Consider the following 23,802-nt stretch of genomic DNA (forward strand, 5'->3'; position numbering starts at 1 on the left):
TACTTCCATCGATAGAGCGTGATGTCTTATCGTTGCCCAAGATCCGGCCCGCGCCGTGCGCGCCGGTTGCCGGAAGGTGTGCCATGGAATTGGCAGCGCAGATCGTGGTCGGCCTGGTAGCCGCCATCCACTTTTACATCCTCGTCCTGGAAATGTTCCTGTGGCGGACAGATCGGGTGCGGGCCACGTTCGGTACCACCAAGGAGTTCGCCGAACAGAGCGCGACCATGGCCGCGAACCAGGGCCTCTACAACGGTTTCCTGGCAACCGGCCTGGTCTACGGCCTCATCTCGGACGATCTGACGTTCCAGGTATTTTTCCTCGCGTGCGTCGCCGTGGCGGGCATCTACGGCGCCCTGACGGTCACCTACCGGATCCTGTTCGTGCAGGTCATCCCGGCTGCGCTCGGCCTGCTGCTGGTGCTCCTCGCGGCCTGACCACGCATACGGCCTGTACGCAATCTGCGAGGTAGCAGGTTGATGTATGGCTTTCAGCCTGGTGGCGTGTTCTACTAGAGAAGGCAACAAGGGCGGAGCAGGAGAGCAGAATCAACGGCACCCGGCGGCAACCGGGTGCCGTTGTCGCCTCCAGAGGCCGTCTGTGAGAAGCACGAGCGAGGCGGGGAATTCTCTCTGCGCCAATGGTGGCTCGCCTTCCCTCTCCTCGCAAGGAGTAGAGGAGGGGAGTTCGCCATGCGCATCTATTACCGTGGGCCCGACGCCGTGGTGACCAGCACCGTCTTCGCAGGCCGCGCCCCCGCGCCGAGGTACGCGATCCGCGACCTGCGGAACGTCCAGATCAGCCGGGTGGAGCGGTTCGAGCCCTCCGTCGCCCATGCGGCGGCCGGCCTCCTGATCATCGCGGCGGTGGCGTGGCCGCTCTGGCAGGCCTCTCCGCTGTACGCCCTCGCCCTGGTCGCACTCGGAATGCCGGCACTGGCAGCGGGAACGGTGATGTGGCGCCTGCGGCCCCAGACATTCCAATTGCGGGCGACCTACCGCGGGGCAGCCGTGGAGTTGTATTCGTCGGGAGATGAGCGGGTCTTCAACCAGATAACCCGGGCGCTACGCCGAGCCATCGAAGACGCCCGCCCACCGGCCGTCTGGACGGGTGCGGATGCGGCTTGACCTGCGAAAACGAGTTGAGTCTTCAATCGGCTTGTTCGCAATCTGCGATATGGCATGTTGAGGTGTAGCCGACGGACTGGTGGCCGTGGTCTAATTTGTCACAGGCAGAACGGGCGGAGTTCGAAGGGGAGACACACCAAACGGCACCCGGCGGCAACCGGGTGCCGTTATTGCCCTCGGGCTCCGATCGCTACCGCGAGGTGGGAATTCTCTCCGAGCCGCGAATCTTGGCTTCCCCTCCTCGCCGAGGAGCACGGAAGGAGTCATGATGCGCACCTACTACCGCGGATCCGATGCTCTCGTGACCGACGACCACTTCGTCTGGCGCGCTTCCTCCACCCACATCTTCGCCATCGGCGAGCTGCGCAACATCGTCATCGTTCGGGGCCCGCTCACCGGAGTGAGCCAGGGCCCAGCCCTGGCGGCCGGCGCCGGTCTCCTACTGCTCGCGGCAACGAGCTGGATGCTGTTCGGCTCCGCAGTGGGCTACACCGCGACCGCGGCGGCGATCCTGTTCACCTTGATGATCATGTCGGTCACGGGCCGGCGCACCACTCGGCTGTGGCATCTGCTCGCGACCTACCGCGGCGGGACGGTGACCATCTATTCCGCCCCCGACCTCCGCGTTTTCAACCAGGTCGCCCGCGCTCTGCGCAGAAGCCTCGAAAACACGCACCCAGTCAGAAGGCCCGAAAACACCCACCCCGTTCGGAGAAGGGAGGACCTGGCCGCGGCCTGAGATCACGGACCGTCCCAGGCGGGTGACATGTCACGTTTTGATGAAAGCCGTCCGCCCACCGTCGCGCCCTGATATGACGGTGAGTAGCATGGCACGCGACCTCGCTGGATGCCTGCTGGCAATCAGCGAGGTCGCACATTGGCACACCCGACTCCTGTCGCTTCAACGATGAAGGACCTATGGCTGAGGCAGTCTCGCCCACCGTCGCGCGCCGTCGCGTGCGTCTGGCTCTGCGCGAGGCACGCGAAGCCGCCGAGCTGACTCAGCAACAAGTGGCCGATCAGATGGAGTGGTCACTCAGCAAGGTCATTCGGATCGAGAACGGCGACGTCTCCATTGCTCCGAACGATCTCCGCCCACTGCTGGGATATCTGGGCATAAAAGATAAATCAGTTGTCAGTGCGCTGCTCATCGACGCCCGGACCGCTCGCACCCGGCAACGGCAGGCCTGGTACCAAAAACCGCAGATGCGAGAGCTGCTCAGCGACCCCTACCGCAAGTTGATCGAATACGAAGCGGAAGCCACGGCGATCCGCTACTTCTCGATCAATTTCTTTCCCGGCCCGATGCAACTTCCGGCCTACTCGGAGGCGTTGTTCCGGCCCTTCGGGGACGAAATCCCGGAAGAGAAGGTCCAGGTCCTACTCGAAGCACGACGACTGCGCCGAGAGGCGCTACTTTCGCGCGCCGGATCCGTTGAACTGTTCGTGCTGTTGGACGAGTCAGTGCTCATGCGCACTATCGGTGGGCTGCAGGTCTTTACCGACCAGTTGCGAGAGACGCACCGGTTGGCGACCTCTAGCGTGATCAAACTCCGGATGATCCGGTTCGATTCGGATCTTCCCATGTCCAACAACGCCACATTTGATCTGCTCTCGCTCGACACCCAGGACGCCGAAGGGATGCTCCTCTACCGCGAAAACGGGCTGACGGACGAGGTCGTAGAAACACAATCAAGCACGCGGCGACACCGCTCACGGTACGACAAGTTGTGGCAAGAAACTGTGCACGAGTCAGACACGATCGACTTCGTACAGGCGAGAATTCGCACACTCGAGGCGGCCGCCATAGATCGCCGACAGAAACCCCAATAATTCGGTCGCCACGTCGGCGCTCGGATTACGTCCGGCGTGGGGTCAGCTCGAAAGGCGAAAGATGAACAACCTCGTGCCGGCATGGCAGAAGAGCAGCTTCTGCGGAAACACGACCTGCGTCGAAGTGGCAAGGGTCGATGCGGACACCTACCTGGTCCGCGACTCGAAGCGACCCGACGAACCCGCCCTCTCCTTCACCGGCGAGGAGTGGACGGCGTTCGTCGCTGGCGTGCAGGCTGGCGAGTTCACTTTCTGATGGCCCGTTAGCCGCCCTGCGCACGCAAGATAGCCTAAATCGTGCGCAGGGTGGACCAAACCTGATCACATAATGGGTGATTAGCCGCATTCACGGCACGGATGACGGTTCATTCACTCCTGCCCTCTGCCGCCTCTGTTCGTCGTCCCTTACCGTGTTATTCGGGGAACCGTCGCAGAGGAGCAGGCATGAACAACCAAGAGCAGCCGACATGGCGCCGAAGCAGCCAGTGCGCCAACGGGACCTGCGTCGAAGTTGCCAGGGTTGACGACGGGTACCTGATCCGGGACAGCAAGAACCCGAGCCAGGAGCCGCTGAGTTTCACCGAGGACGAACTGACCGTCTTCGCCGCCGCGTTCGCGTCCGGAGAGTTCCGGAACGAGTGAGCTTTTTCGGTCGCTGATCCTTTGGCATTTCCTGCTGTGCCGCGGGCCGAGCGCGGCATACTTCGCTGGTGGGTGCCACCGGACCGCGGCCGGACAGCTTCTCTTCCCGGGTCTCTGACCCAGGGCGGTTTCTCGTGCTGCACGAGACCGCCGAGGAAATCCTGGATGAGTTGACCGAGCGCTACATCGTCGACCGGCGGGAAAGCAAGGAGCCGGCCGGGCCCACGCCCGGTGCCGAGGTCGTGCGCACCGTCCGGCTCATGCCTCGCAGTCCCGCTGCCGGGCCGCTGTCGATCGCCTTCACCGATCCCGGGATCGTGCTGCGGATCGGCCGATGGTTCTTCGAACCGCTGCCCGGCTGCGGCTGCGACGACTGCGCCGAGGACCCGGCCGAGCTGGTCGACGACCTGCGCGTCCGGGTGATCGCGCACGTCGAGGGCGGCCTGTGGGAACGCGTCCGGCGCGGGGTCACCGGATCGTGGCTCGACATCCGGCTCATCGGGCCGGGGGTGCGGGCCACCCGGCAGGCGCCGATCGACGCGGCCGAGGCCCGGGCCGCGAGGCGCGAGGGTTTCGCCGCCGCGGTGCAATGGGCGCCCTGGTCACGGCGTCCGTGACAGCGGCAGGTCGCGCGGAGTCCGAGACGGTGGGAGCGTCGCGCGGAGTCAACGACGGTGCGGTGTCTCGCGGATCATGACGCCTGGGCCGCGCGCCCGCCGAGCAGTTTGATCGCCGCTCGGACCGACGGGCGGCGGATGACGCCGGCCATGGAGAGCTCGCCGCGGCAGAACGCCTCGAAAGCGCGCCAGCCCATCGGTGTCGCCATCGCCGCGTGCATCAGCCGGGGATGCTTGGCGAAGACCTGGAACAGGCGCCGCCCGGCCGCCATCTCGGGCGCCAGCTCCCCCTTCACCTGCTGATCGTATTCGGCCAGCTGCGCCGGCGTCCGGGCCCGGGCGGCCACCTCGCCGGCCCACGTGCCCGAGCGCAGCGCGTAACTGATGCCTTCCCGGGTCCACGGTTCGAGCAGTCCCGCGGCGTCGCCGACGACCAGCACCCGGCCCTTGCGCAGCGGTGCGTCCGCGCGGCGGCAGCGCGTCAGGTGACCCGAGTCGCGCACGACGCGGCGGTCCGCCAGGCCGAGCCGGGCCAGGAAGTCCGCCAGGTATTTCTTCGTCTCGGCGCCCCGGCCCTTTTCCATGATCACGCCGACCGTGAGCTCGTCGTCCTTGGGAAAGACCCAGCCATAGGAGCCGGGGACCGTGCCCCAGTCGAGGAGCACCCGCCCCCGGTAGGCGGCCCGGTCGGCCTCGGTCGCGGCCACCTCCACCTCGAGGCCCAGGTCCTGCTGGTCGAACGTGACGCCGACGTGCCGGGAACTGATCGCGGCCGAACCGTCGGCGCCGATGACGCAGCGGGCGGTGATCGCCTCACCGTCGGCCAGCGTCACTGTGGCGGCCTCGGCGTCCTGATCGAGGTCGCGGACCTGGGCACGCTGCCGCACCTCGGCGCCCGCGGCGACGGCCGCCCGATACCAGGCGAAGTCGAAGTCGTCACGCCGCACCATCGTCAGCACCGGGCGCCCCGGCGACCGCCGGGTGAAGGCCCGGCGGCCGTTGTCGGTGAAGGTGATCGCCGCGACCGTGTCGCTGGCCGGCACGGTGATCCGGGACTTCGCCACCGCCAGGGACGTGCCGATCAGGCCGCCACCGCAGGTCTTGTAGCGCGGATGCTCCGCGCGCTCGAACACGATCGTCCGAGCCCCGGCCGAGGCCGCGGCGTGTGCCGCCGCCAGACCGCCCGGACCGGCACCGATCACGGCGACATCCCACTGCGCTACCACGAGCGCGAGTGTATCGATCAAGGCGCCTACTCGCGGATGCCGATGCCCTCGACCGGCGGGGTGCGCAGGACCCGGCCGATCGGCAGCATCGTGGCGATCAGCGCCAGCGCGACGGTGCCGCCGACGATGGTGGCCGCGCCCAGGGCCGGCACGTACGGGATCCGCTCCCCGGAGACCGCGTGGACGACCGAGGAGAGGGTCACCGCCGCGATCGCCGTACCGATGGCGAGCGCCACGCCCAGCAGGCCGGCCTGCTCCGCGTGGACCATCCGCCTCACCTGGCCGCGGGTCACGCCGACCAGGCGCAGCAGGGACAGCTCCCGCGACCGGGCCAGCGCCGCCATGATCAGCGTGTTGGCCGCCGCGAGCACCGCGTATCCGACCAGGACTGCGATCAGCAGCTTGTTGAGCCAGGCGCTGATCGCCACGTCCTCGGCCAGTTCGCCGGTGAGCTGTCGCGCGTCGACCACCGTGCTGGCCGGGTACGCCGCCGCGAGGTCGGCCAGGGTCTTACCGACCTCGGTGCCCCGGTCGGTGCGGATCAGCAGCCGGTCGTCGAGGCCGGTCGCGGTGTGCCCGGTGAGTGTCTCCGAGGCCAGGGTGACGTCGCCGAAGCCCCAGCCACGGTCGTAGATCGCGACGATCCGCAGGGTCACCGGCGTGCCGTCGCCGAGCAACAGCCGCGCGTCGTCGCCGAGCTTCCAGCCCGCGGTGTTCGCCTGCGAGGTGGACACCGCGACGGTCGAGCCCCGCAGATCCGCGAGGCTTCCCGACCGTACCCCCAGGTCCAGGGTCTGATCCGCGCCCAGCGGGTCGATACCCTGCGCGGCCACCGCCCGGGCCTCGAGCTGGCCGGGCACGATCACCGACGTGCGGCGGATTCCCGTCGCCGCGACCACCCCGGGAATCTCGCGGGCCCTCGCGGCGGCCGCCGCGGGCAGGCCGGCCCCGCCGATCAGGGCGTGCTGCGCGAGCATCCCGTCCCGGCTCTGGACCACCGTCTGGCGCTCCAGATTGTCCTGCAGGAACCAGACGGTGCCGCCGAAGCCGACCGAGAGCACCAACGCGGTCAGCACCGCGACCATGCCCCGGGCGTTCGCCCGCAGGTTCGCCGCGGCGAGGTAGCCGCTGTTGCCCCAGACCGTGCGCAGCAGCGGCGCGAGCAGCCGGGCGGCGGCCTGGTTGATCCACGGCGCCAGCAGCGCGATCGCCAGCACGAACGTGTACAGCATGCTCACCGCGGCGCCCAGGGCGGTCGAGCCGCTGGTCGCGCCGGTGAGGCCGATCAGCGACAGCCCGGCGCCGAGAAACACCAGGCCGGTCACGACCCGGGCCTTGCCGCCCAGGGCCGGCTCGACGGCCGCCTCGCCGAGCGCCTCGGTGGGCCGGATCCGGGTGGTGCGCAGCGCGGCGATCCAGGCCGAGGCCAGCGCGACAACGGCCACCGCGGCCGTCACCGCCAGCGCGGACAGCACGCCGCCGCGTACGGCGAAGGTGTCGGGGACGAACCCGCGGGTCACCAGCTCGTCGCGGGTCCAGGCGGTCGCCGCCAGGGCCGCCGGCACGCCCACCACCGCGGCGAGCAGGCTGAGCAGCCCCACCTCACCGAGGATCATGAGCCGCACCTGGCCCGGGGTGGCCGCGATCGCCCGCAGCAGGGCGAGGTCGCGGCGGCGGTGCCGGACCGACAGCCCGACCGTGCCGGCGACCACGAAGACGATGATCATCGCGGCGTAGCCACCGAACGCGGCGCCGGCCTGCACACTCAACTCCCGCGCGGCCGCGGCCTCCGGCTGCCCGACCAGTCCCCGCTCTGCTTCCACATAGGTCCGCACCGACGCGCCGGCCGCCACCCGGCGAACCGCGTCGACGACCGCCTTCCGATCTGCGCCCGGCGCGGCGAGCACGCCGATCGCGGTGAAGCTCCCCGGGTGCGGGTCGAGCCGCGCGGCCTGCGCATCGGTGAAGAACACCGCGGCCTGCGGGCCGGTCGCGGCGACGATGCCACGCACCACGAACGTGCGCTTGGTGCCACCGACGACGATCGTCGTCGGGTCACCGGGCTGCACCTTCCCGCCTGCGGCGAGCCGGGCGTCGACGGCGATCTCACCGTCTGCCCGCGGCTTGGTGCCGGCCACCAGCCGGTACGGGGCGAGCATGGCACTCGCCCACCCGTGGCCCGTGGCCGGCGTATCCGGCGAGGTCACCGACGTGACCGCGATCGAGTGGTCGCCGACCGCACCGGCGACGCCGGGCACCGCCGAGATCGCCGCGACCAGCGACTCCGGCACCCGGCCGCCCTCCGGCAGCGGCACGGTGGTGGATTCGCTCTCGCCGAAGAACTCCGGCCCGGCGACGATGAGATCACGGTTCGCCACGACCGCGACGGTCGCCGCGTACCGCTGCGGCGTGCCCTGGTATCGCAGCCCCGACTCGACGAGCAGCCCGCAGGTCATCAGGATCATGACGCCGGCGGCGAGGGCGACGAACGTCGCCACGAAGCTGCCCTTACGGAAGCGCAGCATCTGCGCGGCCAGTCCCAGCATCGGTCAGCCCTCCCGGCTCGCGACGGGCTGCCGGCGGCCGAGCCGGGCCAACTGCTCGGCGATCCGCTCGGCACCGGGCTGCGGCATGTCCCGCACGATCCGGCCGTCGGCGAGGACCATGACGCGGTCGGCATAGGACGCGGCGACCGGATCGTGGGTCACCATGATGACGGTCTGCCCGGTGTCGTCGACCACCGAGCGCAGCAGGGCCAGCACCTCGGCCGCGGTCTGCGTGTCCAGCGCCCCGGTCGGCTCGTCGCAGAAGATCACCTCGGGCCGGGTGACCAGCGCCCGGGCGATCGCCACCCGCTGCTGCTGACCGCCGGAGAGCTCCGACGGCCGGTGCCGCAGCCGATCGCCCAGCCCGACCCGGTCGACGACCTCGGCGAGCCAGGCCCGGTCCGGGTGGCTGCGGGAGAGCCGCGACGGCAGCAGGATGTTCTGCTCCACGGTCAGCGCGCCGACCAGGTTGAACGCCTGGAAGACGAAGCCGACCCGGTTGCGGCGCAGCTTGGTCAGCGCCCTTTCGGACATCGACGATAGGTCGGTGCCGCCGATCCGGACCCGGCCCGAGGTCGGCCGGTCGAGGCCGGCGGCGCAGTGCAGCAGCGTGCTCTTGCCGGAGCCGGACGGCCCCATGACGGCGGTGGCGGTCCCCCGCAGGAAGGAGGCGTCGACGTCGGCCAGCGCGACCACGGGCTGATCACCGCCGTACGTCCTGCTGACACGTTCGACACTGACGGCGATGTCTGACATGGCGGGCCCTTCCGAAGCTCTCGTGCGGTCCCCCACGACGCTAGGGAGATCGCCGGGCACTCTCGATGAAGCCAGCTGCCCGCCCCGGGTAGTGCAGGCGCTACCGTGCCGCCAGGTAGCCGGTCAGATAGGTCAGCGCCGCGGCGGCGTCCTCGCCGTCCCCATGCGGCCTGCGAAGGTCATCGACATACACGGCGACGTCGGCGAGGGCCCACCACTGCCGATGGAGGGCAATGCCCGCCGGCGTGACGGTGTGGCCGCCGGCCTCGGCATAGCGAGCGAGCACTTCCTCATCATCGATTTCGCCTGCACCGATCAGCACCTGCTCGTCCAGGTCTTGGGGCTTGTCCCGCATGGAACGCCATAGTGCCCGTTCGACTGCGCACGTGCGGCCCTGGATCCGCAGCACCTCGTCCCGAATCACTGATTCCGCTATCCACACCGTGAACGGTTCGGCGCCGTGCATCCCGCAAGAAAGCGAACGAACTCTGGAGCACTTGTTCGCCGCAGCCGAATGCGCCGCTGCCGATCAGCTCCGGTGCCGTACCGCCGGAGCCACTTCACTCCTCCGTAGACCTCGTCTGCGTCGCCGCCGGCAGCCAGGGCCGGCCCGATCTTGCGCACGAGGCGAACCACCGCCTCGCTCGCGGCCGGCATGGTCGGCGCATGCTGGCCCAGACGCAGGCGCACCTCCCCGTGCGCGGCGGTGTTCAGATGCGCGTCGACCACGCTGGTGGGCACCGGCGTGGTCGTGAGGTTTCGCCGGGCGTCCGTGATCAGGCTCCGGACCAGCGCTCGCACGATCCCAGCGAAGACGACCGAATCCTCGACGGTCAGGCAGGCGTCCGCCACCCGCACCTCCACGATCGGCAGACCGGCGGGGACCCGGGCCAGGAAGTACACCGCCGACTCATCCGGAGCCGCGCCCGCGAGGATCAGCGAGCGCACCATGCTGTCGTACCGATCAGCCCCGTCCCAGGCGCCCGGCGGCCGGAACGTCGGCCAATGCTGCTGGAGGTGGTAGCGGTAACTGGCCCAGCCGGTGTCCCGGCCATCGGCAAACGGCGAGTTGACCGTGAGCGCGAGCAGGGCGGGCAGCCACGGCCGGATCCGGGCCAGCACGTCGACTGCCTGGTCGCGATCCATCACCTCGATCCGCACCTGGCAGGCGCACCCGCGGCCGGCCACCACGGCGTCCGGAAACCAGCCGGCCAGCTCGCGGTATCGCGTCTCGTCGGTGACCGCGCCGAGCGGTCCGGCCGCGAATGGCGGGGCGCCGACCGACACGAGGCTGGCGCCCGCCCGACGCGCGGCATCCCCGGCTTGCAGTCGAAGCCGGGACAACTCGCCGCGCAACTCGTCGAGACTCCCGCAACCGGCCGTGTCCGTCACCAACTGATACGCCAGGAACCCCGGCCTGATCCGGTCTTCGTCCCGAGCCAGCCCAGCCACGAATGGCGCCGACGGCACCACCGCGCCGTCCGGCCCCAGGAGCAGAAACTCTTCGGCCACCCCGATCGTCAGCATCCGGCCTCCTCGCTGGAGTTCATGACCAGGAGGCTCCCGGAAACACGGCACCACCCGCCTCATCCGCCGAGGGTGACCGCATCGCTCCGCTTCCGGGGAGGTCGATTTGTGGCATGCCAAGCGGTAAAGCGCTGAACCTCACAACCGCCGTACAGAGCCTGGGGTGCAGTGACAGCTGTCAGTAGCCTCAGCGGACGCGCACCGGAAGAGGGTTCTGCTCTTGGAAGCTCGCACCGACACCGCCGCCGCGAAGGTCTCGCTGGGCCGCATTCTCCGGTTGTTCCGTCCACACCGGCCACGGCTCGCCGTGGTCATCGGGATCATCGTGGTGTCGTCAGTGTTGGGTATGGCCTCGCCCTTCCTGCTGCGTGAGATCATCGACCGGGCGCTGCCCGAGCGAGACGTGACGCTGCTGGTCTGGTTGGTCGTCGGCATGGTGGCGGTCGCCGCGGTGACCTCCGTGCTCGGCGTCGGGCAGACCTGGATCGCCACCACCGTCGGCCAGCAGGTCATGCACCGGCTGCGCGTCGACGTCTTCACCCACCTGCACCGCCAGTCCGTCGCGTTCTTCACCCGCACCCGCGCCGGCGAGGTGCAGTCGCGCATCACCAACGACATCGGCGGCATGCAGGCGGTGGTCACCACGACCGCGACCTCGATCGCCTCGAACCTCACCACCGCCGTCGCCACCGCCGTCGCCATGGCCGCGCTGTCGTGGCAGCTCTCCCTGGTGTCGCTGGTGATCGTGCCCCCGGCCCTCTACCTCAACCGCCGGGTCGCGCGGATGCGCAAGGAGATCACCACGCGCCGCCAGCAGGAACTCGCCGACCTCAACGTCGTCATCGAGGAGGGCCTGTCGATCAGCGGCGTGCAGCTGAGCAAGACCATGGGCACCGGACCTGCCCTGATCGAACGCTTCAGCGCCTCCTCGACCCGGCTCATCGACCTGCAGCTGCGCTCCAACCTGGCCGGCCGCTGGCGGGTGGCCGCGATGAGCGTCATCCTCGCCGCCATCCCGGCGGTCATCTACCTCAGCGCCGGGCTGCCGCCGACCGCCGGCACGCTGAGCATCGGCACCCTCGTGGCCTTCACCACGCTGCAGTCCAGGCTGTTCCAGCCGCTGATGGGCCTGCTCGGCATCGGCGTCTCGCTGGCCAGTTCGGTGGCGCTGTTCGCGCGCATCTTCGAATACCTGGACCTGCCGGTCGACATCGACGACCCGGTCCATCCGGTCGAGTTGCCCAGCCCGGTCCGCGGGCGCCTGTGCTTCGAAGACGTGACCTTCGTGTATCCGGGCAACAAGACCGCCGCGGTCTCCGGGGTCTCCCTGGACGTGCCGGCCGGTTCGTCCCTGGCCGTGGTCGGGGAGACCGGCTCGGGCAAGAGCACGCTGGCCGCGCTGATCGTGCGGCTGCACGACCCGTCCGCCGGCCGGATCACCATCGACGGCATCGACCTGCGCGACCTGCGCCTGGCCGACCTGGCCTCGGTGGTCGGCATGGTGGGCCAGGAGACATACCTGTTGCACACCACCGTGCGGGAGAACCTGCGGTACGCCCGCCCGGACGCCACCGACGCCCAGATCGAGCAGGCCGCCCGGGCCGCGCAGATCCACGATGTGATCGCCGGTCTGCCGGACGACTACGACACGGTCGTCGGCTCCCGCGGGCACCGCTTCTCCGGCGGCGAGAAGCAGCGCATCGCCATCGCGCGGACCCTGCTGCGCGACCCCCGGATCCTGGTCCTGGACGAGGCCACCAGCGCCCTGGACACCTCGACCGAGCGGGCCGTACAGCGCGCCTTCGAGGAGCTGGCCCGCGGGCGGACCACGGTGACGATCGCGCACCGGCTGTCGACCGTGCGCGACGCCGACCAGATCGCGGTCGTCGACCACGGCCGGATCATCGAGACGGGCACCCACGACACCCTAGTGTCGGTCGGCGGCCGCTACGCCGCCCTGGCCGCCTAGTCGCGTGACGCTGGCCGCGTTTATCTGATCTCTCGCTCTCGCAGAGGCGTGACCTGCGAGAACGGGGAACCTCCGGCTCGATCGCGGATCAGGTATCCAACCATCACGCGACACTAGTTCGGCAGCCGCCGTTCGGGATCTTGGCTCGGGTCGGTGACCGCAGCGCTGAACAGGATCGGCTCGTCGCTGATACAGGCGAGGTCTGCTTGCGCCCCGAGACAGACGTAGAGCACGGAACGGTGGCGTGCTCCGACGACGCGGCTGGGGCGGCGATCGTCAGCGCTGCTGTCGCGTATCGAGGAGGCCGGGGCTGGGTTATCCACAGGGCACCCGTTCTGTCGTACGTTTGTTCTAGGTTGGTCGGGTGTTGGAGTTGGTGTGCGAGACCCGCCGGGCGGCTGCCGCGTGTGCCGCGGCTCCTGCCTGGGCGGTTCCCGATCGGGATCTGGTCGAGTGTCTGCGGCAGGCCTGGGCCGTGGTGCAGCAGCTCACCGCGGTGACCGCGCATCTGATCTCGCAGGCGCAGTCGCGGGGTGTGCCGCGGGCGGGCGCGGCGACCAGCACCGTGGTGTGGCTACGCCAACAGTTGCGGGTCAGTCCTAAGACGGCGGCGCGGCTGGTCGCCCTGGCCGATGCCCTACGAGCGCGGCCGGTGCTCGACACCGCGGTCTGCGCGGGCGCGGTGTCGGCCGAGCAGGCCACGATGATCGCGGCCACGCTCGCGGATCTACCGGGCGATCTGGGGTGGGAGGTCACTGACGAGGCCGAGAGCGTGTTGGTGGATCAGGCCGGCGTGTTCGACCCGGCGACCTTGGGCAAACTCGGTGCGCGGATCTTCGAGCACGTCGCTCCCGAGGTCGCCGAGCAGCGAGAGGCTGAGCTTTTGGCCCTGCAGGAAGCCCGAGCCCACGACAAGCGGGCGTTCACCCTCAGCCCACTCGGTAACGGTCAGGTCCGGCTGACCGGTTGCCTCGATGCTACCGGCGCTGCCACCGTCAACGCTGCTCTCGACCCGCTCTGCCACCCCCGGCGTGACCTGGCGGAGGCCCGCACACCGGCGCAGCGTCGCGCTGACGCGCTGGTGGATGTGTGTACTGGTGCGTTACGGGACGGGACGGATCTGCCGGGACACGGCGGGGACCCGGCCCAGGTCGTTGTCACCATCCCGCTGGCCACATTGACCGGGCAGTCCCCGCCAGTCGGGCAGTCCTCAGCCGGGCAGTCCAGGGCGGCCGAGCAGTCCTCAGCCGGACAGTCCAGGACGGCCGGGCAACCCCAGCCAGCCGGACAACCTTGGCCAGCCGGGCAACCCCAGCCAGCCGAGCAACCCCAACCAGCCGAACGGCGCGGGGCGGCGCGCGGACTCCGGGCCGGCGGTCCACCAACGATCACCGAACCGGCCCGTCCCGCCACCAGTGGCGGCGGTCAGACCCGCGACTGGACTCGCCAAACGAACGCCGGCACCGGCACCGGTGGCGGGGTGGGGCGACTGGACACCGGCGCCCCGATCAGCGCCGCCGAAGCCCGACGCCTGGCCTGCGACGCGCACATCGTGCCCGCCGTGCTCGGCGGCGACAGCCAAGTCCTCGACCTCGGCCGGGCACGACGACTGTTCACCGGCCCCCTACGCCGGGCCCTGATCCTCCGCGACGGCGGCTGCACCTTCCCAACGTGCGACCGACCCGCCCGCTGGACAGAGGGACACCACCTGATCCCCTGGGCCGACGGCGGCACCACCAACCTGGCCAACGCCTGCCTCGTCTGCCGCCGACACCACCGCCTGCTGCACAACAACAGCGGCTGGCAGGCCCGTCTCGGCCCCGACGGACACCCCGAATTCCTCCCACCAGCCACCCTCGACCCCGAACGCCGCCCCCAACGCAACACCTTCCACCGCCGCCAATAGAACCCACGAGGTGCGCTGAGTCGCTCCCGGAGCATCCCGGGCACCGCTTCACGGCCCGAGGCGATGGCAACGCACACCGCCGTGACGTCCCCGCCTGCGATACCAACGCCGCACGCGCCGAACCCACCCCGACGCCGCCTCGCCCTCGAACTCCAGGCATGAGGGCACAACGGCGACTGCCGTACTGGACACCATGTCCCTGTGGGTCCGGCGCCGCATCGTGGCCGTCCCCGCCGGGGCTGTCACGCGGAGTCGGCCCGCCTTCGCGGCAGCGTGCCGGTCGCCTGGCTCGCTACCGCGCCCAGCCGCGGGGCCGGGCCGGGCTACGGGACCGTATCCGCCAGGTTGACGCCGCTTTCGCTCTCCATGAGGCGGCCGGCGGCGGGTGAGTGATGAGTTGTGACCGATCGGTCACAGCGGATGCACAAGCGCAGCTCAGCGGGGGCACAAGGGCGGGGTCGACCATCGGAGGATGATGATGGTGACCTCAGCGGCCGCGGACAGCCTGACCGGCGACTCCGGACGGCCGGCCCGGATCCTGGTGGTGGACGACGAACCGTCCCTCGCCGAGCTGCTGACGATGGCGCTGAGCTATGAGGGCTGGGAGGTACGCAGCGCGGGCGACGGCACCGCGGCGCTGCGGATCGCCGCCGAGTTCGGGCCCGACGCCGTCGTGCTGGACGTGTCGCTGCCGGACTTCGACGGCGTCGAGGTGCTGCGCCGGCTCCGCGCCGACCGGCCCCGCCTGCCCGTGCTGTTCCTGACCGCGCGGGACTCGGCCGAGGACCGGGCCGCCGGGCTGCGGGCCGGCGCCGACGGATACCTGACCAAGCCGTTCAGCCTGGAGCAGGTGGTGGGCCGGCTGCAGGGACTGGTCGGCGTCACCGGGGAGCCGGACGCGTCCGTGCTGACCGTCGGCGACCTCGCGCTGAGTGTCGAACGCCGCACGGCGCACCGCGGCGGCGCGGAGATCACCCTGACCGCGGTCGAGTTCGACGTGCTGCACCAGCTGATGCGGCACGCCGGGCGGGTCGTGACCGAGGAGGAGATCCGGGCCCAGGTCTTCCCCGGCTCCTCCGGCGGCCGGACCAACCTGGTCACGCTCTCGCTGAACTATCTGCGCCGCAAGGTCGACGGCGGCCGCGAGCCGTTGCTCCACGTCAGCGAGGCAGGCTACCGGATCGGGTCGGACTGACCGGCCGCCTCGGCCCGGCGGCGTTCGAACGGGTCGCCGTACTCGCGCACCGCGGCCCGGGCGTACGCCTGCTGGAACGTCGCCACCCGTTCCGAGCGGCCCCGGCCCAGGAAGCTGACCGCCCAGTGCAGCACCGCGGTGAGCCTGTTCTTGAAGCCGACCAGGTAGAGCAGGTGCACCGCCAGCCACATCAGCCAGCCGAGGAAGCCGGAGACCCGCAGCCTGCCCACGCTGGCCACCGCCGAGAACCGGGAGATGGTGGCCATGCTGCCCTTGTCGAAATACTTGAACGGGCCGGCGGGCTCCTTGCCGGCCAGCCGGCGCTTGATCTGATCGGCCGCATACCGGCCGCTCTGGATCGCCACCTGGGCGACGCCGGGCAGCTGGTTCAGCGAGATCATGTCGCCGACGGCGAAGATCTCCGGGTGCCCGGGCAGCGTGCAGTCCGGGCCGACCTTGATCCGCCCGGCCCGGTCGGTCTCGGCACCGGCCCGCTCGGCCAGCCTGCCGGCCAGCGGCGGGGCGGCCACCCCGGCGGCCCACATCTTCGTCATCGACTCGATGCGCTGGCGCCCGCGCTTGGTGTCCACCTCGATGCCGGTGGCGTCCACGTCGATCACCTTGGTCTCCAGCTCCACCTCGACGCCGAGCAGGTGCAGCCGGCGCAGCGCGCGGGTGGACAGGTGGTCGCCGAAGGTGTTGAGCACCGCGCCGAGCGCGTCGATCAGGATGATCCGGGCCTTGCGCGGGTCGATGTGCTTGTACTGCCCCGGCAGGTTGCGGTGGGCCAGCTCGGCGATCTGCCCGGCCATCTCGACACCGGTCGGCCCGGCGCCGACGACCACGAAGGTGAGCCAGCGTTCGGCCTCGGCGGGGTCGGTCTGCAGGTCGGCCAGCTCGAACGCGCCGAAGATCCGGGCCCGCAGCTCCAGCGCGTCGTCGATGCTCTTCATGCCGGGCGCGTGGTCGGCGAACTTGTCGTTGCCGAAGTACGACTGAGACGCGCCCGCGGCGACGATCAGCGTGTCGTAGGCGACGGTGTAATCGATGCCGGGCGCCCGCACCGCGACGGTCTTCGCCTCCACATCGACGTCACCGACCCAGCCGAGCTTCACGTCGACGTTGTCCTGGCGCCGGAGGATCTCCCGGATCGGCGGGGCGATCTCGCCCTCGGAGAGAATGCCGGTGGCGACCTGGTACAACAGCGGCTGGAACAGGTGATAGGCCGTACCGTTGATCAGGGTGACGTCGACGTCGGCCCGGCGCAGCGCCTTGGTGGCGAAGAGCCCGCCGAAGCCGGCTCCGACGACCACTACCCGGTGCCGCCGATCAGATCGTTCAGGCATCACAGTCTCCGCATGTCGTCGTCGGCTTGTTCGTACGCTACCAACGACCCGGTGGATTCGGGCAAAGGCTCAGCGCGGCCTCGGCCCGGGTATGGTCCGCTCTCTAGGATGCGAGCACCATCGCGGTCGACATCGTCATTCACCAGGAGAATCGTTGCTCTCGCTCGGCGCATCAAGGGCTGTGTCCATCAGGGCTGGGTCCATCGGGTCTGTGTCCATCAGGGCTGGGTCCATCGGGTCTGTGTCCATCAGGGCTGGGTCCATCGGGTCTGGGTCCATCAGGGCTGGGTCCATCAGGGCTGGGTCCATCAGGTCCATCAGGGCTGTGTCCATCAGGGTCGCGGTCGCGGCTGGTGTCGTGGTTGTCGGCACAGGGCTGGCCGCGGGCGCGCCGGCGGCCGCCGGCGCGCCCGGTTCGACGGTGCGCGTCGCCGCTCTCGGCGACTCGTACGCGGCCGGGGTCGGTGCCGGCACCGAGCGCACCACCTGCCGGACCACCTCGGGGGCCTACGCCGCGATGTGGTCCATCACGAAGCCGCAATCCACCGAACTGAACCTGGCCGCCTGCAGCGGGGCGACCTCCTCGGACGTCGTGGACCACCAGCTGCAGGCGCTGGACGCGGACACGGATCTCGTCAGTCTCACGGTCGGCAGCAACGACCTCGGCCTGACCGATGCCGTGCGGGTGTGTGTCGGCGCGGAGCGAAGCGCCAAGTGCGTCGCCGCGCTGAAGACGATCCAGGCGGATCTGGCCGAGAAGCTGCCGGCCGACATCGCAACGCTGCTCGCGGCGATCAAGACGAAGGCGGCGAACGCCAAAGTGGCGGTGGTCGGATATCCCTTGCCGTTCGTCGAGGTGCCCGACTGCCCCGCCTTGCCCTCGGCCAAGTCGTTGCGCGACGCGGGAAACGCCGCGGTCACCGGCCTGAACGCGGTGCTGGAAGCCCAGGCGCACAAGGCCGGTGCCGAGTTCGTGACCGTCGCCGCGCCGTTCGCGGCACACGGCCTGTGCGGGACCTCCCCGTGGCTCGTGGGGCTGGAAGGGCTGAACGCGCAGACGACGCTTCATCCGACCCTGGAGGGCCAGCAGCAGGGTTATCTGCCGGCTTTCACCCAGGCCGTGGGCTCGGTCGACGACATGCTGGCGTGGATCGCCGAGCGCGACGGGCCGTCGGCACCGGATGACGCCTCGGCCGGCTCCGGCGGATGGGCCGGCTTGCCGACCACCGGTTGGTGGCTCATCGGGCTGAGCGCCGTTCTCGTCGCGATGGGCACGCTGGGCGTCGTCTTCGTGCGACGGAACGCGAACCGCGCCGCGGCCGACCGATAACCTCCGCGATCACCACCAGCGTCCGCAAACACGACCGACCCCCGCGACCACGACCGACCCCGCGACCACGACCAACCCCCGCGACCACCACCAACCCCCGCGACCACCACCAACCCCCGCGACCACCACCAACCCCCGCGACCCGCGGCGATCAGCTCTGCACGAACACCGCCGTGGTCCGGGCCGGCACGGTGAACGTGCCGGTGGTTCGGTCGAACGACGCCGCCTCGTGCTGCAGCGGGTGCGGGCCGACGCTCGCGCCCTTGAGCGCGGCGACGGTCTGGGTCGCCGCCGCCGGGGTGGCGTTGAAGACGACCGTGACCGACTTCCACCGGCGGTCGAGGCCGCGACCGTCCAGCTGCATGGTGATCACCCCCGGCGTCTCGGCGGCGCCGGAGAGCGGGAACGACAGGCGCTTCTGCACCTCGGCCGCCGTCGGCAGGCCGAAGACCGGCGATGACTTGCGGATCTCCAGCAACTCCCGGTAGCGGACGTCGGTCAGGGTCACCGCGTCGCAGCCGGGCACCAGCTTCGGATCCGCCAGCAAGGGCTTCGCGTACGGCCACTTGGCCTCGTTGTCGGCCGCCGGGGGCAGGCCGCGGCCGAAGCCGTTGCCCTTGGCGCAGTCCCAGCCGATCTGGTTGAACCAGTCGCCGGAGTTGAACGAGTTGCGGTCCAGCGACTTGGAGCGCAGCCGCTCGCTGCCCGCCGTCACGAAGCCGGCGCCCTGGCCGAGCGCGGTCGTGGCCAGCGCCACGGACTGCATCCTGGCCCGGTCCAGCGCCGAGGTCCGCTGCGGCAGCTTGTACGCCAGCGCGTCGTACAGGATCTCGTTGTCGTGCGCGTCCACGTAGGTGATCGCCTCGCCCGGCGCCGCGGTGTAGCCGGCCGGCGAGCCGTTGTAGTCCACCTGCGCCCCGGTGACCGGCGTGCCCGCGGACGAGGTGAACCGGTATCCCGCCAGGTTGCCGCTGAGCCCGACCTTGATCAGGTCCTGGTAGTGCAGCAGCCGGGCCTTCTGCTCGGCGGCGGTGCCGTTGGCCGGGTCGCCGTTCGGGTCGGTGAACAGGCCCGAGCCGAAGCCCTGGAGCCGCGGGTTGTCGTCGAACGGGCCGCCGCCGCGGACGCCGTCGCGCAGCCGGTCGTTGAACGTGCCGACGCCCGTACCCGCCATGTTCCGCTGGGTGGCCTGCACGAAGCGGGCGTCGCCCGCGACCTCGCCGAAGTCCCAGCCCTCGCCGTACAGGTAGATGCTCTTGCCGTCGACGCCGTCGCGGGCGACCGTCAGCTTGTCGAGCGCGGCCCGCACGGCCAGGATGTTCGCCTTCGGGTGGTGGCCCATCAGGTCGAAGCGGAAGCCGTCGATCTTGTAGGCCTTCGCCCAGGTGACGATGGAGTCCACGACGAGCTTGCCCATCATGGTGTGTTCCGGCGCGGTGTTGGCGCAGCAGGTGGAGTTCGCCACCGTGCCGTCCTCCAGCAGCCGCTGGTAGTAGCCGGGCACCACCTGGTCGAGCACCGAGTGCGCGGCGGTGCCGGCCGCCGACGTGTGGTTGTAGACCACGTCCATGACCACCCGCAGGCCGCTGGTGTTGAGCCCGGCGACCATCTGCCGGAACTCCTTGGTCCGGGCCGCCGGGTCGACGGCGTAGCCACCCTCGGGCGTCGTGTAGTGCAGCGGGTCGTAGCCCCAGTTGTAGCCGTCCTTGGCGGCGACCGCCGCGACGCACTTCTGCTGCTCCGCCGAGTCCGCGGGCAGCGCGGGCAGGTCGCAGGCGGGCTGCTGCTGGTCGGCGCGCCGCTCCGGGATGGTGGCGAAGTCGAAGACCGGCAGCAGGTGCACGTGGGTGGTGCCGGCCTTGGCCAGCGACCTGAGCTGCTTCATCCCGGCGGTGCCGGGGTCGGTGAAGGCCGCGTAGGTGCCGCGCCCGGCGGCCGGGACGGTGCCGTCCGCGATGGAGAAGTCCCGCACCGACAGCTCGGAGATCTGCACCTTGCCCGGCGTCGCGCCGGGCTTGCGCAGCCCGGCCCAGCCGGCCGGGGCCTGCGCCGGGTCGGCCAGGTCGGCGATCCGGCTGTGGGTGGAGTCGGCCGACAGGGCCACCGAGTACGGGTCGGTGACCGAGGCCGTGACGACCTTGTTCGCCGCGGGCTGCCAGGCGGTGACGCGGTACCGGTAGTACTTGCCCGTCCAGTCCTTCGCGCCCCGGACCGACCACACGCCGGTGCCGTCGTCCCGGGTCATCGCGACGGTCCTCGCCGGCGCCGCCGGGGTGTCGAAGAGCTCCAGCGCCACCATCCGGGCGGTGGGCGCCCAGACGGCCAGGCTGGGCCGTCCGCCGCCGAAGGTCGCGCCGAGCGTGGCCCGCGCCGCCGGGGCGTACACGTCGTCGAGGGCGCCCGCGGTCTGCACGCCGGTCGCGGCGAGCAGCTTGCCCGCGGCGTCGCGCTCGGTGACCGCGACCTGGCCCCGCAGCACCTCCTTGATCTTCTTGAGGTCGCTCAGCTTGAAGGCCGGGTACTGCCACAGGTGCGGGTTCGCGACGCGCTGGGCCTCGGTGAGCCCGTTGCGCTCAGCGCCGAGCCGGATGCTGCCGTGCGCGCCGGCCAGCTCGCCGTCCACGATGCTCAGGCCGCCCTCGGGGGCGTAGACCAGGTCGTAGACGCGGCCGTCGGTGCCGGCCCCGACGGGCTCCAGCGAGGAGCCCAGGCCGGTCTTCCAGGCGATCGTCTTCCGGTCGATCCAGACCGCGTTCGACTTGGTCAGGTCGGCGACCCCGCCGCCGGCCTTGCGGACCACGGGCAACAACCGATCCGGTACGCCGGACAGCAGCCACACCTCGCGCCCGGCCGCCGCGAAGTCGAGCCGCTGGTCGTCGGGCAGGTCCTTGGTGTCGCCCTGGTGAATGATGTAGTTCAGCCCGGTCGCACCGGCGGCCAGCGGCACCCGGAACGTCGCGCCGAACGTGTCGGTCGCGGCGGGCGGCAGCGGCGCGGACCACTCGGTCGGGTTCGCCGCGCCGTCCCACACGTGCAGGCCCCAGCCCGCGTAGTCGCCGTCGGCGCGCCGGTAGTGCACGATCGCCGTGTTCTGGTCCTGCTCGACGGCCGGCCCGGTGGTGATCACCGCCGGGTCGCCCTGTTTGAGCCAGACCTCCGGGGTCCTGGTGGGATCCAGGAAGCGGTCGGCGTCGACGTCCTTGACGCCGTTCTTGTCGACCACGATGAAGCCCACATTCTTGGCGCCGGGCTTGAGCTTGACCCAGGCGAACCGGCCGTACGCGTCCACGCCGTCGAACGGCTGACCGGCGGGCCAGGTGGTCTGCGCCGACGGGTCGATGTCGCCGAAGGCGTAGAGCCCCCAGTCGGCGTAGTCGCCGGCGGGCCGCTGGTAGTGCACGATCGCGTAGTCCGGGCCGGCCGTCACCGCCGGGGTGCCGACCTTGATCCGCGTGCTCGTCGCGGCCAGCCGGCCCTTGCTGTCCCGGACCACCGCCTTGTACCTGACCGGTGTGGCGCCGGCCAGGCCGGTCAGGTCGTGGAAGATCCGGTACGGCGCCCGCTGCGCGGTGCCGAGCAGCCGCCACGGGCCGTCGCCGACCTGCGCGGCGAAGGTGACCGTGGACAGTGGATCGCCGGTGACCGCGGCGGTCAGCTCGGTCCGGGTCGGCACCAGGGCGCCGGTGGATCCTGGATCGCCGGTGACCGCGGCGGTCAGCTCGCTGCGGGTCGGCGCCGGCGCCTGGGCGCCGGCGGCCGGAGCAGTGAACGCGACGGTGGGCGCGGCCGTGGCCTGGGCGATCGGTTTCGCGGCCCGGTAGACCACCGTGGACAGCGCCGGGACGGTGACGGTCACCTTGCCGTCGGCGCCGGTGGCCACCGTGCCGGCGCCGCCGTACAAGCCGGCGAGGGAGGCGTTCGGCGTCCACGTGTCGAGGGTGACGGTCTGCGGGGTGGTGGCGTTGTTCGACGCGACCACGTACTCGGTGCGGGTCTTGCGGTCGATCCGCGAGGTCGCGAAGACGCCGGGGCCGTCTGCCGCGTACCGGGTGATCTGCAGGCCGTTGGTCAGGGCCGGGTTGGCCTCGCGCAGCGCGGCCAGCGCGCCGATGGCCCGGTAGAGCGGGTGGCCGGTCTCGTAGTTGGCCACCGCGTGCGTGCGGTCGGTGCCGAGCAGGTCATCGTCGAGGTAGTCCGGCGACTTGCTGGCGAACATGTCCTGCCGGGCGTCCTTGTCGCCGCCGGGGCCGGTGAAGCCCTGCTCGTCGCCGGAGTAGACGACCGGCTGGCCGCGGGTGAGGAACATCAGCTCGTGCGCGAGCTGGTCGCGGCGCAGGTGGGTGGCCGGGTCGGTGCCGCCGCGGGCGACGAACGAGCCGATCCGGCCCATGTCGTGGTTGCCGAGGAAGGTCGGCAGCCGGTCCGCGCCGGTGTCGCCGGTGGTGTAGAGGTCATCCGCGGCGTACAGGTCGGACAGTGCCTTGGCGGAGCCGCCGTCGGCGGTGAACGTCTTCGCGGCCGCCTGGAAGGAGAAGTCCAGGATCGCGGGCAGGCCGCCGCGGCGCACGTAGGTCGACTCGACCTCCTGGTCGGCGCTGTAGACCTCGCCGAACATGAAGAAGTCCGGCTTGCCGGCCTTGCGGGCGGCCCGGTCGATGCCGTCGGCGAACCGCGGCCAGAAGTCCAGGTTGGTGTGCTTGACGGTGTCGAGACGGTAGCCGTCGATGCCGGTCTTGGCGATCCAGTCGCCGTAGATCTCGGTCATCCCCCGGAGCACCTCGGGGCGCTCGGTGAACAGGTCGTCGAGACCGAAGAAGTCGCCGTACTCGCTGTTCTCGCCGACGAACGTCGAGTCGCCGCGGTTGTGGTACATCGTCGGGTCGTTGAGCCAGGCCGGCTTCTTGACGGCTCTGTCCCCGGCGTCGCTGTCCCCGGCGCCGATCACCGGCGTGTACGGGAACGAGCCGGCGTTCAGCGGCGGGAAGGCGCGGCTGCCGTCGGCGTAGTTGCGGTCCTCGAACTCCCGCCCCTGAGCGTCGACGTGCGGCGAGGTGGCCTTGTCCACATAGGTGTACTTGTCCTCGGCGTACTTGATGACGTCCGCGGTGTGGTTGACGATGATGTCCAGGTAGATCTTCATGCCCCGCCGGTGCGCGAGCTTGACCAGCCGCTCCAGGTCGGCGTTGGTGCCGAAGTGCGGGTCGACCTGGGTGAAGTCGGTGATCCAGTAGCCGTGGTAGCCGGCCGAGATGTCGTTGCCGCTGCCCTGCACCGGCCGGTTCTTGAAGACCGGGGCGAGCCAGATCGCGGTGGTGCCCAGCCCCTGGATGTAGTCCAGGCCGTTGATGATCCCCTGCAGGTCGCCGCCGTGATAGAACCCCTTGTCGACCGGGTCGTAGCCGGTCGCGAGCCGGTCACCGGGCAGCTTGCCGGTGTCGTTGGACGGATCGCCGTTGGCGAAGCGGTCGGGCAGCACGAAGTAGAACTGCTCGGCGGGCGCCGGCTCCGCGTCGAAGCCCCAGCTCGCGAGGGTGGCGGGGGTGGGCTCCACGGGCGCGGCGGCGCGCGCGGGCGCGACCGCGGCCACGCTCAGCAACACGCCCAGAACGACGGACCAAACGGCAGCCGGACGCCGTCTGAACAGGAGGGTTTCCACGATGAGGCCTTCCTATGGGGGCGACGACGCACGCTAACCCCCGGCGGATGGACCTTGCAAGACTTTGCAGTAACTGCAATGCAATTACATCGCATCGCGCAAGAAACACTGTGGACATGCCCGGCG

The 23,802-nt window shown here is 70.5% G+C and carries 19 protein-coding genes; 11 read left to right on the forward strand and 8 right to left on the reverse strand.

The features are described 5' to 3' along the window. The first annotated feature begins 83 nt into the window (after positions 1–83). From DMB66_RS13160 to DMB66_RS13190, 7 genes are all read left to right on the forward strand, one after another. The gene (locus tag DMB66_RS13160) at positions 84–437 is read left to right on the forward strand and encodes a DUF1304 domain-containing protein (protein ID WP_125804352.1); all 354 of its coding nucleotides are present in this window, start codon (positions 84–86) and stop codon (positions 435–437) included. A gap of 255 nt (positions 438–692) precedes the next feature. Beyond that, on the forward strand, positions 693–1,127 hold the full coding sequence (locus DMB66_RS13165) for a DUF6232 family protein (protein WP_125804353.1): 435 nt from the start codon (positions 693–695) through the stop codon (positions 1,125–1,127). Positions 1,128–1,428: 301 nt separating this feature from the next. Beyond that, positions 1,429–1,866, forward strand: coding sequence for a DUF6232 family protein (locus tag DMB66_RS13170; RefSeq protein ID WP_125804354.1), 438 nt, complete (start codon positions 1,429–1,431; stop codon positions 1,864–1,866). Positions 1,867–2,045: 179 nt separating this feature from the next. Next, positions 2,046–2,960 (forward strand): helix-turn-helix transcriptional regulator, encoded by a 915-nt coding sequence (locus tag DMB66_RS13175; protein WP_125804355.1) that lies wholly within the window; start codon positions 2,046–2,048, stop codon positions 2,958–2,960. A gap of 61 nt (positions 2,961–3,021) precedes the next feature. Then, positions 3,022–3,216: a DUF397 domain-containing protein gene (locus DMB66_RS13180; protein ID WP_125804356.1), complete on the forward strand. Its 195-nt coding sequence runs from the start codon at positions 3,022–3,024 to the stop codon at positions 3,214–3,216. A gap of 188 nt (positions 3,217–3,404) precedes the next feature. Continuing rightward, complete coding sequence (locus DMB66_RS13185) at positions 3,405–3,602, forward strand: DUF397 domain-containing protein (protein ID WP_125804357.1); 198 nt, start codon at positions 3,405–3,407, stop codon at positions 3,600–3,602. Between the two features lie 68 nt (positions 3,603–3,670). Next, positions 3,671–4,219: a DUF6226 family protein gene (locus DMB66_RS13190; protein ID WP_125804358.1), complete on the forward strand. Its 549-nt coding sequence runs from the start codon at positions 3,671–3,673 to the stop codon at positions 4,217–4,219. 74 nt (positions 4,220–4,293) lie between these two features. Here the strand turns inward: DMB66_RS13190 and DMB66_RS13195 are convergent, their stop codons facing one another. The 5 genes from DMB66_RS13195 to DMB66_RS13215 all read right to left on the reverse strand — a co-directional run bounded on the left by DMB66_RS13195 (position 4,294) and on the right by DMB66_RS13215 (position 10,274). After that, a complete protein-coding gene (locus DMB66_RS13195) occupies positions 4,294–5,445 on the reverse strand; it encodes a geranylgeranyl reductase family protein (protein WP_233624512.1) in 1,152 nt (383 codons plus the stop codon). 26 nt (positions 5,446–5,471) lie between these two features. After that, entirely contained in the window at positions 5,472–7,991 is a 2,520-nt protein-coding gene (locus DMB66_RS13200) for an FtsX-like permease family protein (RefSeq protein WP_125804359.1), read from the reverse strand. A 3-nt stretch (positions 7,992–7,994) separates the two neighbouring features. Beyond that, positions 7,995–8,747 (reverse strand): ABC transporter ATP-binding protein, encoded by a 753-nt coding sequence (locus DMB66_RS13205; protein ID WP_125804360.1) that lies wholly within the window; start codon positions 8,745–8,747, stop codon positions 7,995–7,997. Positions 8,748–8,847: 100 nt separating this feature from the next. Beyond that, the gene (locus tag DMB66_RS63635) at positions 8,848–9,102 is read right to left on the reverse strand and encodes a hypothetical protein (protein ID WP_233624513.1); all 255 of its coding nucleotides are present in this window, start codon (positions 9,100–9,102) and stop codon (positions 8,848–8,850) included. A 77-nt stretch (positions 9,103–9,179) separates the two neighbouring features. Beyond that, on the reverse strand, positions 9,180–10,274 hold the full coding sequence (locus DMB66_RS13215; RefSeq protein WP_125804361.1) for a glutamate-cysteine ligase family protein: 1,095 nt from the start codon (positions 10,272–10,274) through the stop codon (positions 9,180–9,182). A gap of 220 nt (positions 10,275–10,494) precedes the next feature. Between DMB66_RS13215 and DMB66_RS13220 the strand changes: the two genes are divergently transcribed. The 3 genes from DMB66_RS13220 to DMB66_RS13230 all read left to right on the forward strand — a co-directional run bounded on the left by DMB66_RS13220 (position 10,495) and on the right by DMB66_RS13230 (position 15,344). Next, positions 10,495–12,243 carry an ABC transporter ATP-binding protein gene (locus DMB66_RS13220; protein ID WP_199752291.1) on the forward strand — a complete coding sequence of 583 codons (1,749 nt, stop codon included), beginning with the start codon at positions 10,495–10,497 and terminating at the stop codon, positions 12,241–12,243. Positions 12,244–12,607: 364 nt separating this feature from the next. Continuing rightward, positions 12,608–14,149, forward strand: coding sequence for an HNH endonuclease signature motif containing protein (locus DMB66_RS63640; protein WP_125804363.1), 1,542 nt, complete (start codon positions 12,608–12,610; stop codon positions 14,147–14,149). Between the two features lie 472 nt (positions 14,150–14,621). Then, positions 14,622–15,344, forward strand: coding sequence for a response regulator transcription factor (locus DMB66_RS13230; protein ID WP_125804364.1), 723 nt, complete (start codon positions 14,622–14,624; stop codon positions 15,342–15,344). Here the strand turns inward: DMB66_RS13230 and DMB66_RS13235 are convergent. Beyond that, the gene (locus tag DMB66_RS13235; RefSeq protein ID WP_125804365.1) at positions 15,323–16,690 is read right to left on the reverse strand and encodes an NAD(P)/FAD-dependent oxidoreductase; all 1,368 of its coding nucleotides are present in this window, start codon (positions 16,688–16,690) and stop codon (positions 15,323–15,325) included. The genes DMB66_RS13230 and DMB66_RS13235 overlap by 22 nt on opposite strands. 135 nt (positions 16,691–16,825) lie before the next feature. Beyond that, a complete protein-coding gene (locus DMB66_RS61125) occupies positions 16,826–17,023 on the reverse strand; it encodes a hypothetical protein (protein WP_158647222.1) in 198 nt (65 codons plus the stop codon). Here DMB66_RS61125 and DMB66_RS13240 point away from each other — a divergent pair. Further along, on the forward strand, positions 17,016–18,020 hold the full coding sequence (locus tag DMB66_RS13240) for an SGNH/GDSL hydrolase family protein (protein WP_158647223.1): 1,005 nt from the start codon (positions 17,016–17,018) through the stop codon (positions 18,018–18,020). The genes DMB66_RS61125 and DMB66_RS13240 overlap by 8 nt on opposite strands. Positions 18,021–18,171: 151 nt before the next feature. Here the strand turns inward: DMB66_RS13240 and pulA are convergent, their stop codons facing one another. Then, positions 18,172–23,619 (reverse strand): pullulanase-type alpha-1,6-glucosidase, encoded by a 5,448-nt coding sequence (gene pulA / locus DMB66_RS13245; protein WP_233624514.1) that lies wholly within the window; start codon positions 23,617–23,619, stop codon positions 18,172–18,174. Positions 23,620–23,802 lie beyond the last annotated feature (183 nt).

It is taken from the genome of Actinoplanes sp. ATCC 53533 (assembly GCF_003947245.1).

Excerpts from the sequence above, each read along its gene's own strand:
- DMB66_RS13160 (WP_125804352.1), top strand. The coding sequence starts at position 84 with ATGGAATTGGCAGCGCAGATCGTGGTCGGCCTGGTAGCCGCCATCCAC.
- DMB66_RS13165 (WP_125804353.1), top strand. The coding sequence starts at position 693 with ATGCGCATCTATTACCGTGGGCCCGACGCCGTGGTGACCAGCACCGTC.
- DMB66_RS13175 (WP_125804355.1), top strand. The coding sequence starts at position 2,046 with ATGGCTGAGGCAGTCTCGCCCACCGTCGCGCGCCGTCGCGTGCGTCTG.
- DMB66_RS13180 (WP_125804356.1), top strand. The coding sequence starts at position 3,022 with ATGAACAACCTCGTGCCGGCATGGCAGAAGAGCAGCTTCTGCGGAAAC.
- DMB66_RS13185 (WP_125804357.1), top strand. The coding sequence starts at position 3,405 with ATGAACAACCAAGAGCAGCCGACATGGCGCCGAAGCAGCCAGTGCGCC.
- DMB66_RS13200 (WP_125804359.1), bottom strand. The coding sequence starts at position 7,991 with ATGCTGGGACTGGCCGCGCAGATGCTGCGCTTCCGTAAGGGCAGCTTC.
- DMB66_RS13205 (WP_125804360.1), bottom strand. The coding sequence starts at position 8,747 with ATGTCAGACATCGCCGTCAGTGTCGAACGTGTCAGCAGGACGTACGGC.
- DMB66_RS63635 (WP_233624513.1), bottom strand. The coding sequence starts at position 9,102 with ATGCGGGACAAGCCCCAAGACCTGGACGAGCAGGTGCTGATCGGTGCA.
- DMB66_RS13215 (WP_125804361.1), bottom strand. The coding sequence starts at position 10,274 with ATGCTGACGATCGGGGTGGCCGAAGAGTTTCTGCTCCTGGGGCCGGAC.
- DMB66_RS13230 (WP_125804364.1), top strand. The coding sequence starts at position 14,622 with ATGATGATGGTGACCTCAGCGGCCGCGGACAGCCTGACCGGCGACTCC.
- DMB66_RS13235 (WP_125804365.1), bottom strand. The coding sequence starts at position 16,690 with ATGCCTGAACGATCTGATCGGCGGCACCGGGTAGTGGTCGTCGGAGCC.
- DMB66_RS61125 (WP_158647222.1), bottom strand. The coding sequence starts at position 17,023 with ATGGACACAGCCCTGATGGACCTGATGGACCCAGCCCTGATGGACCCA.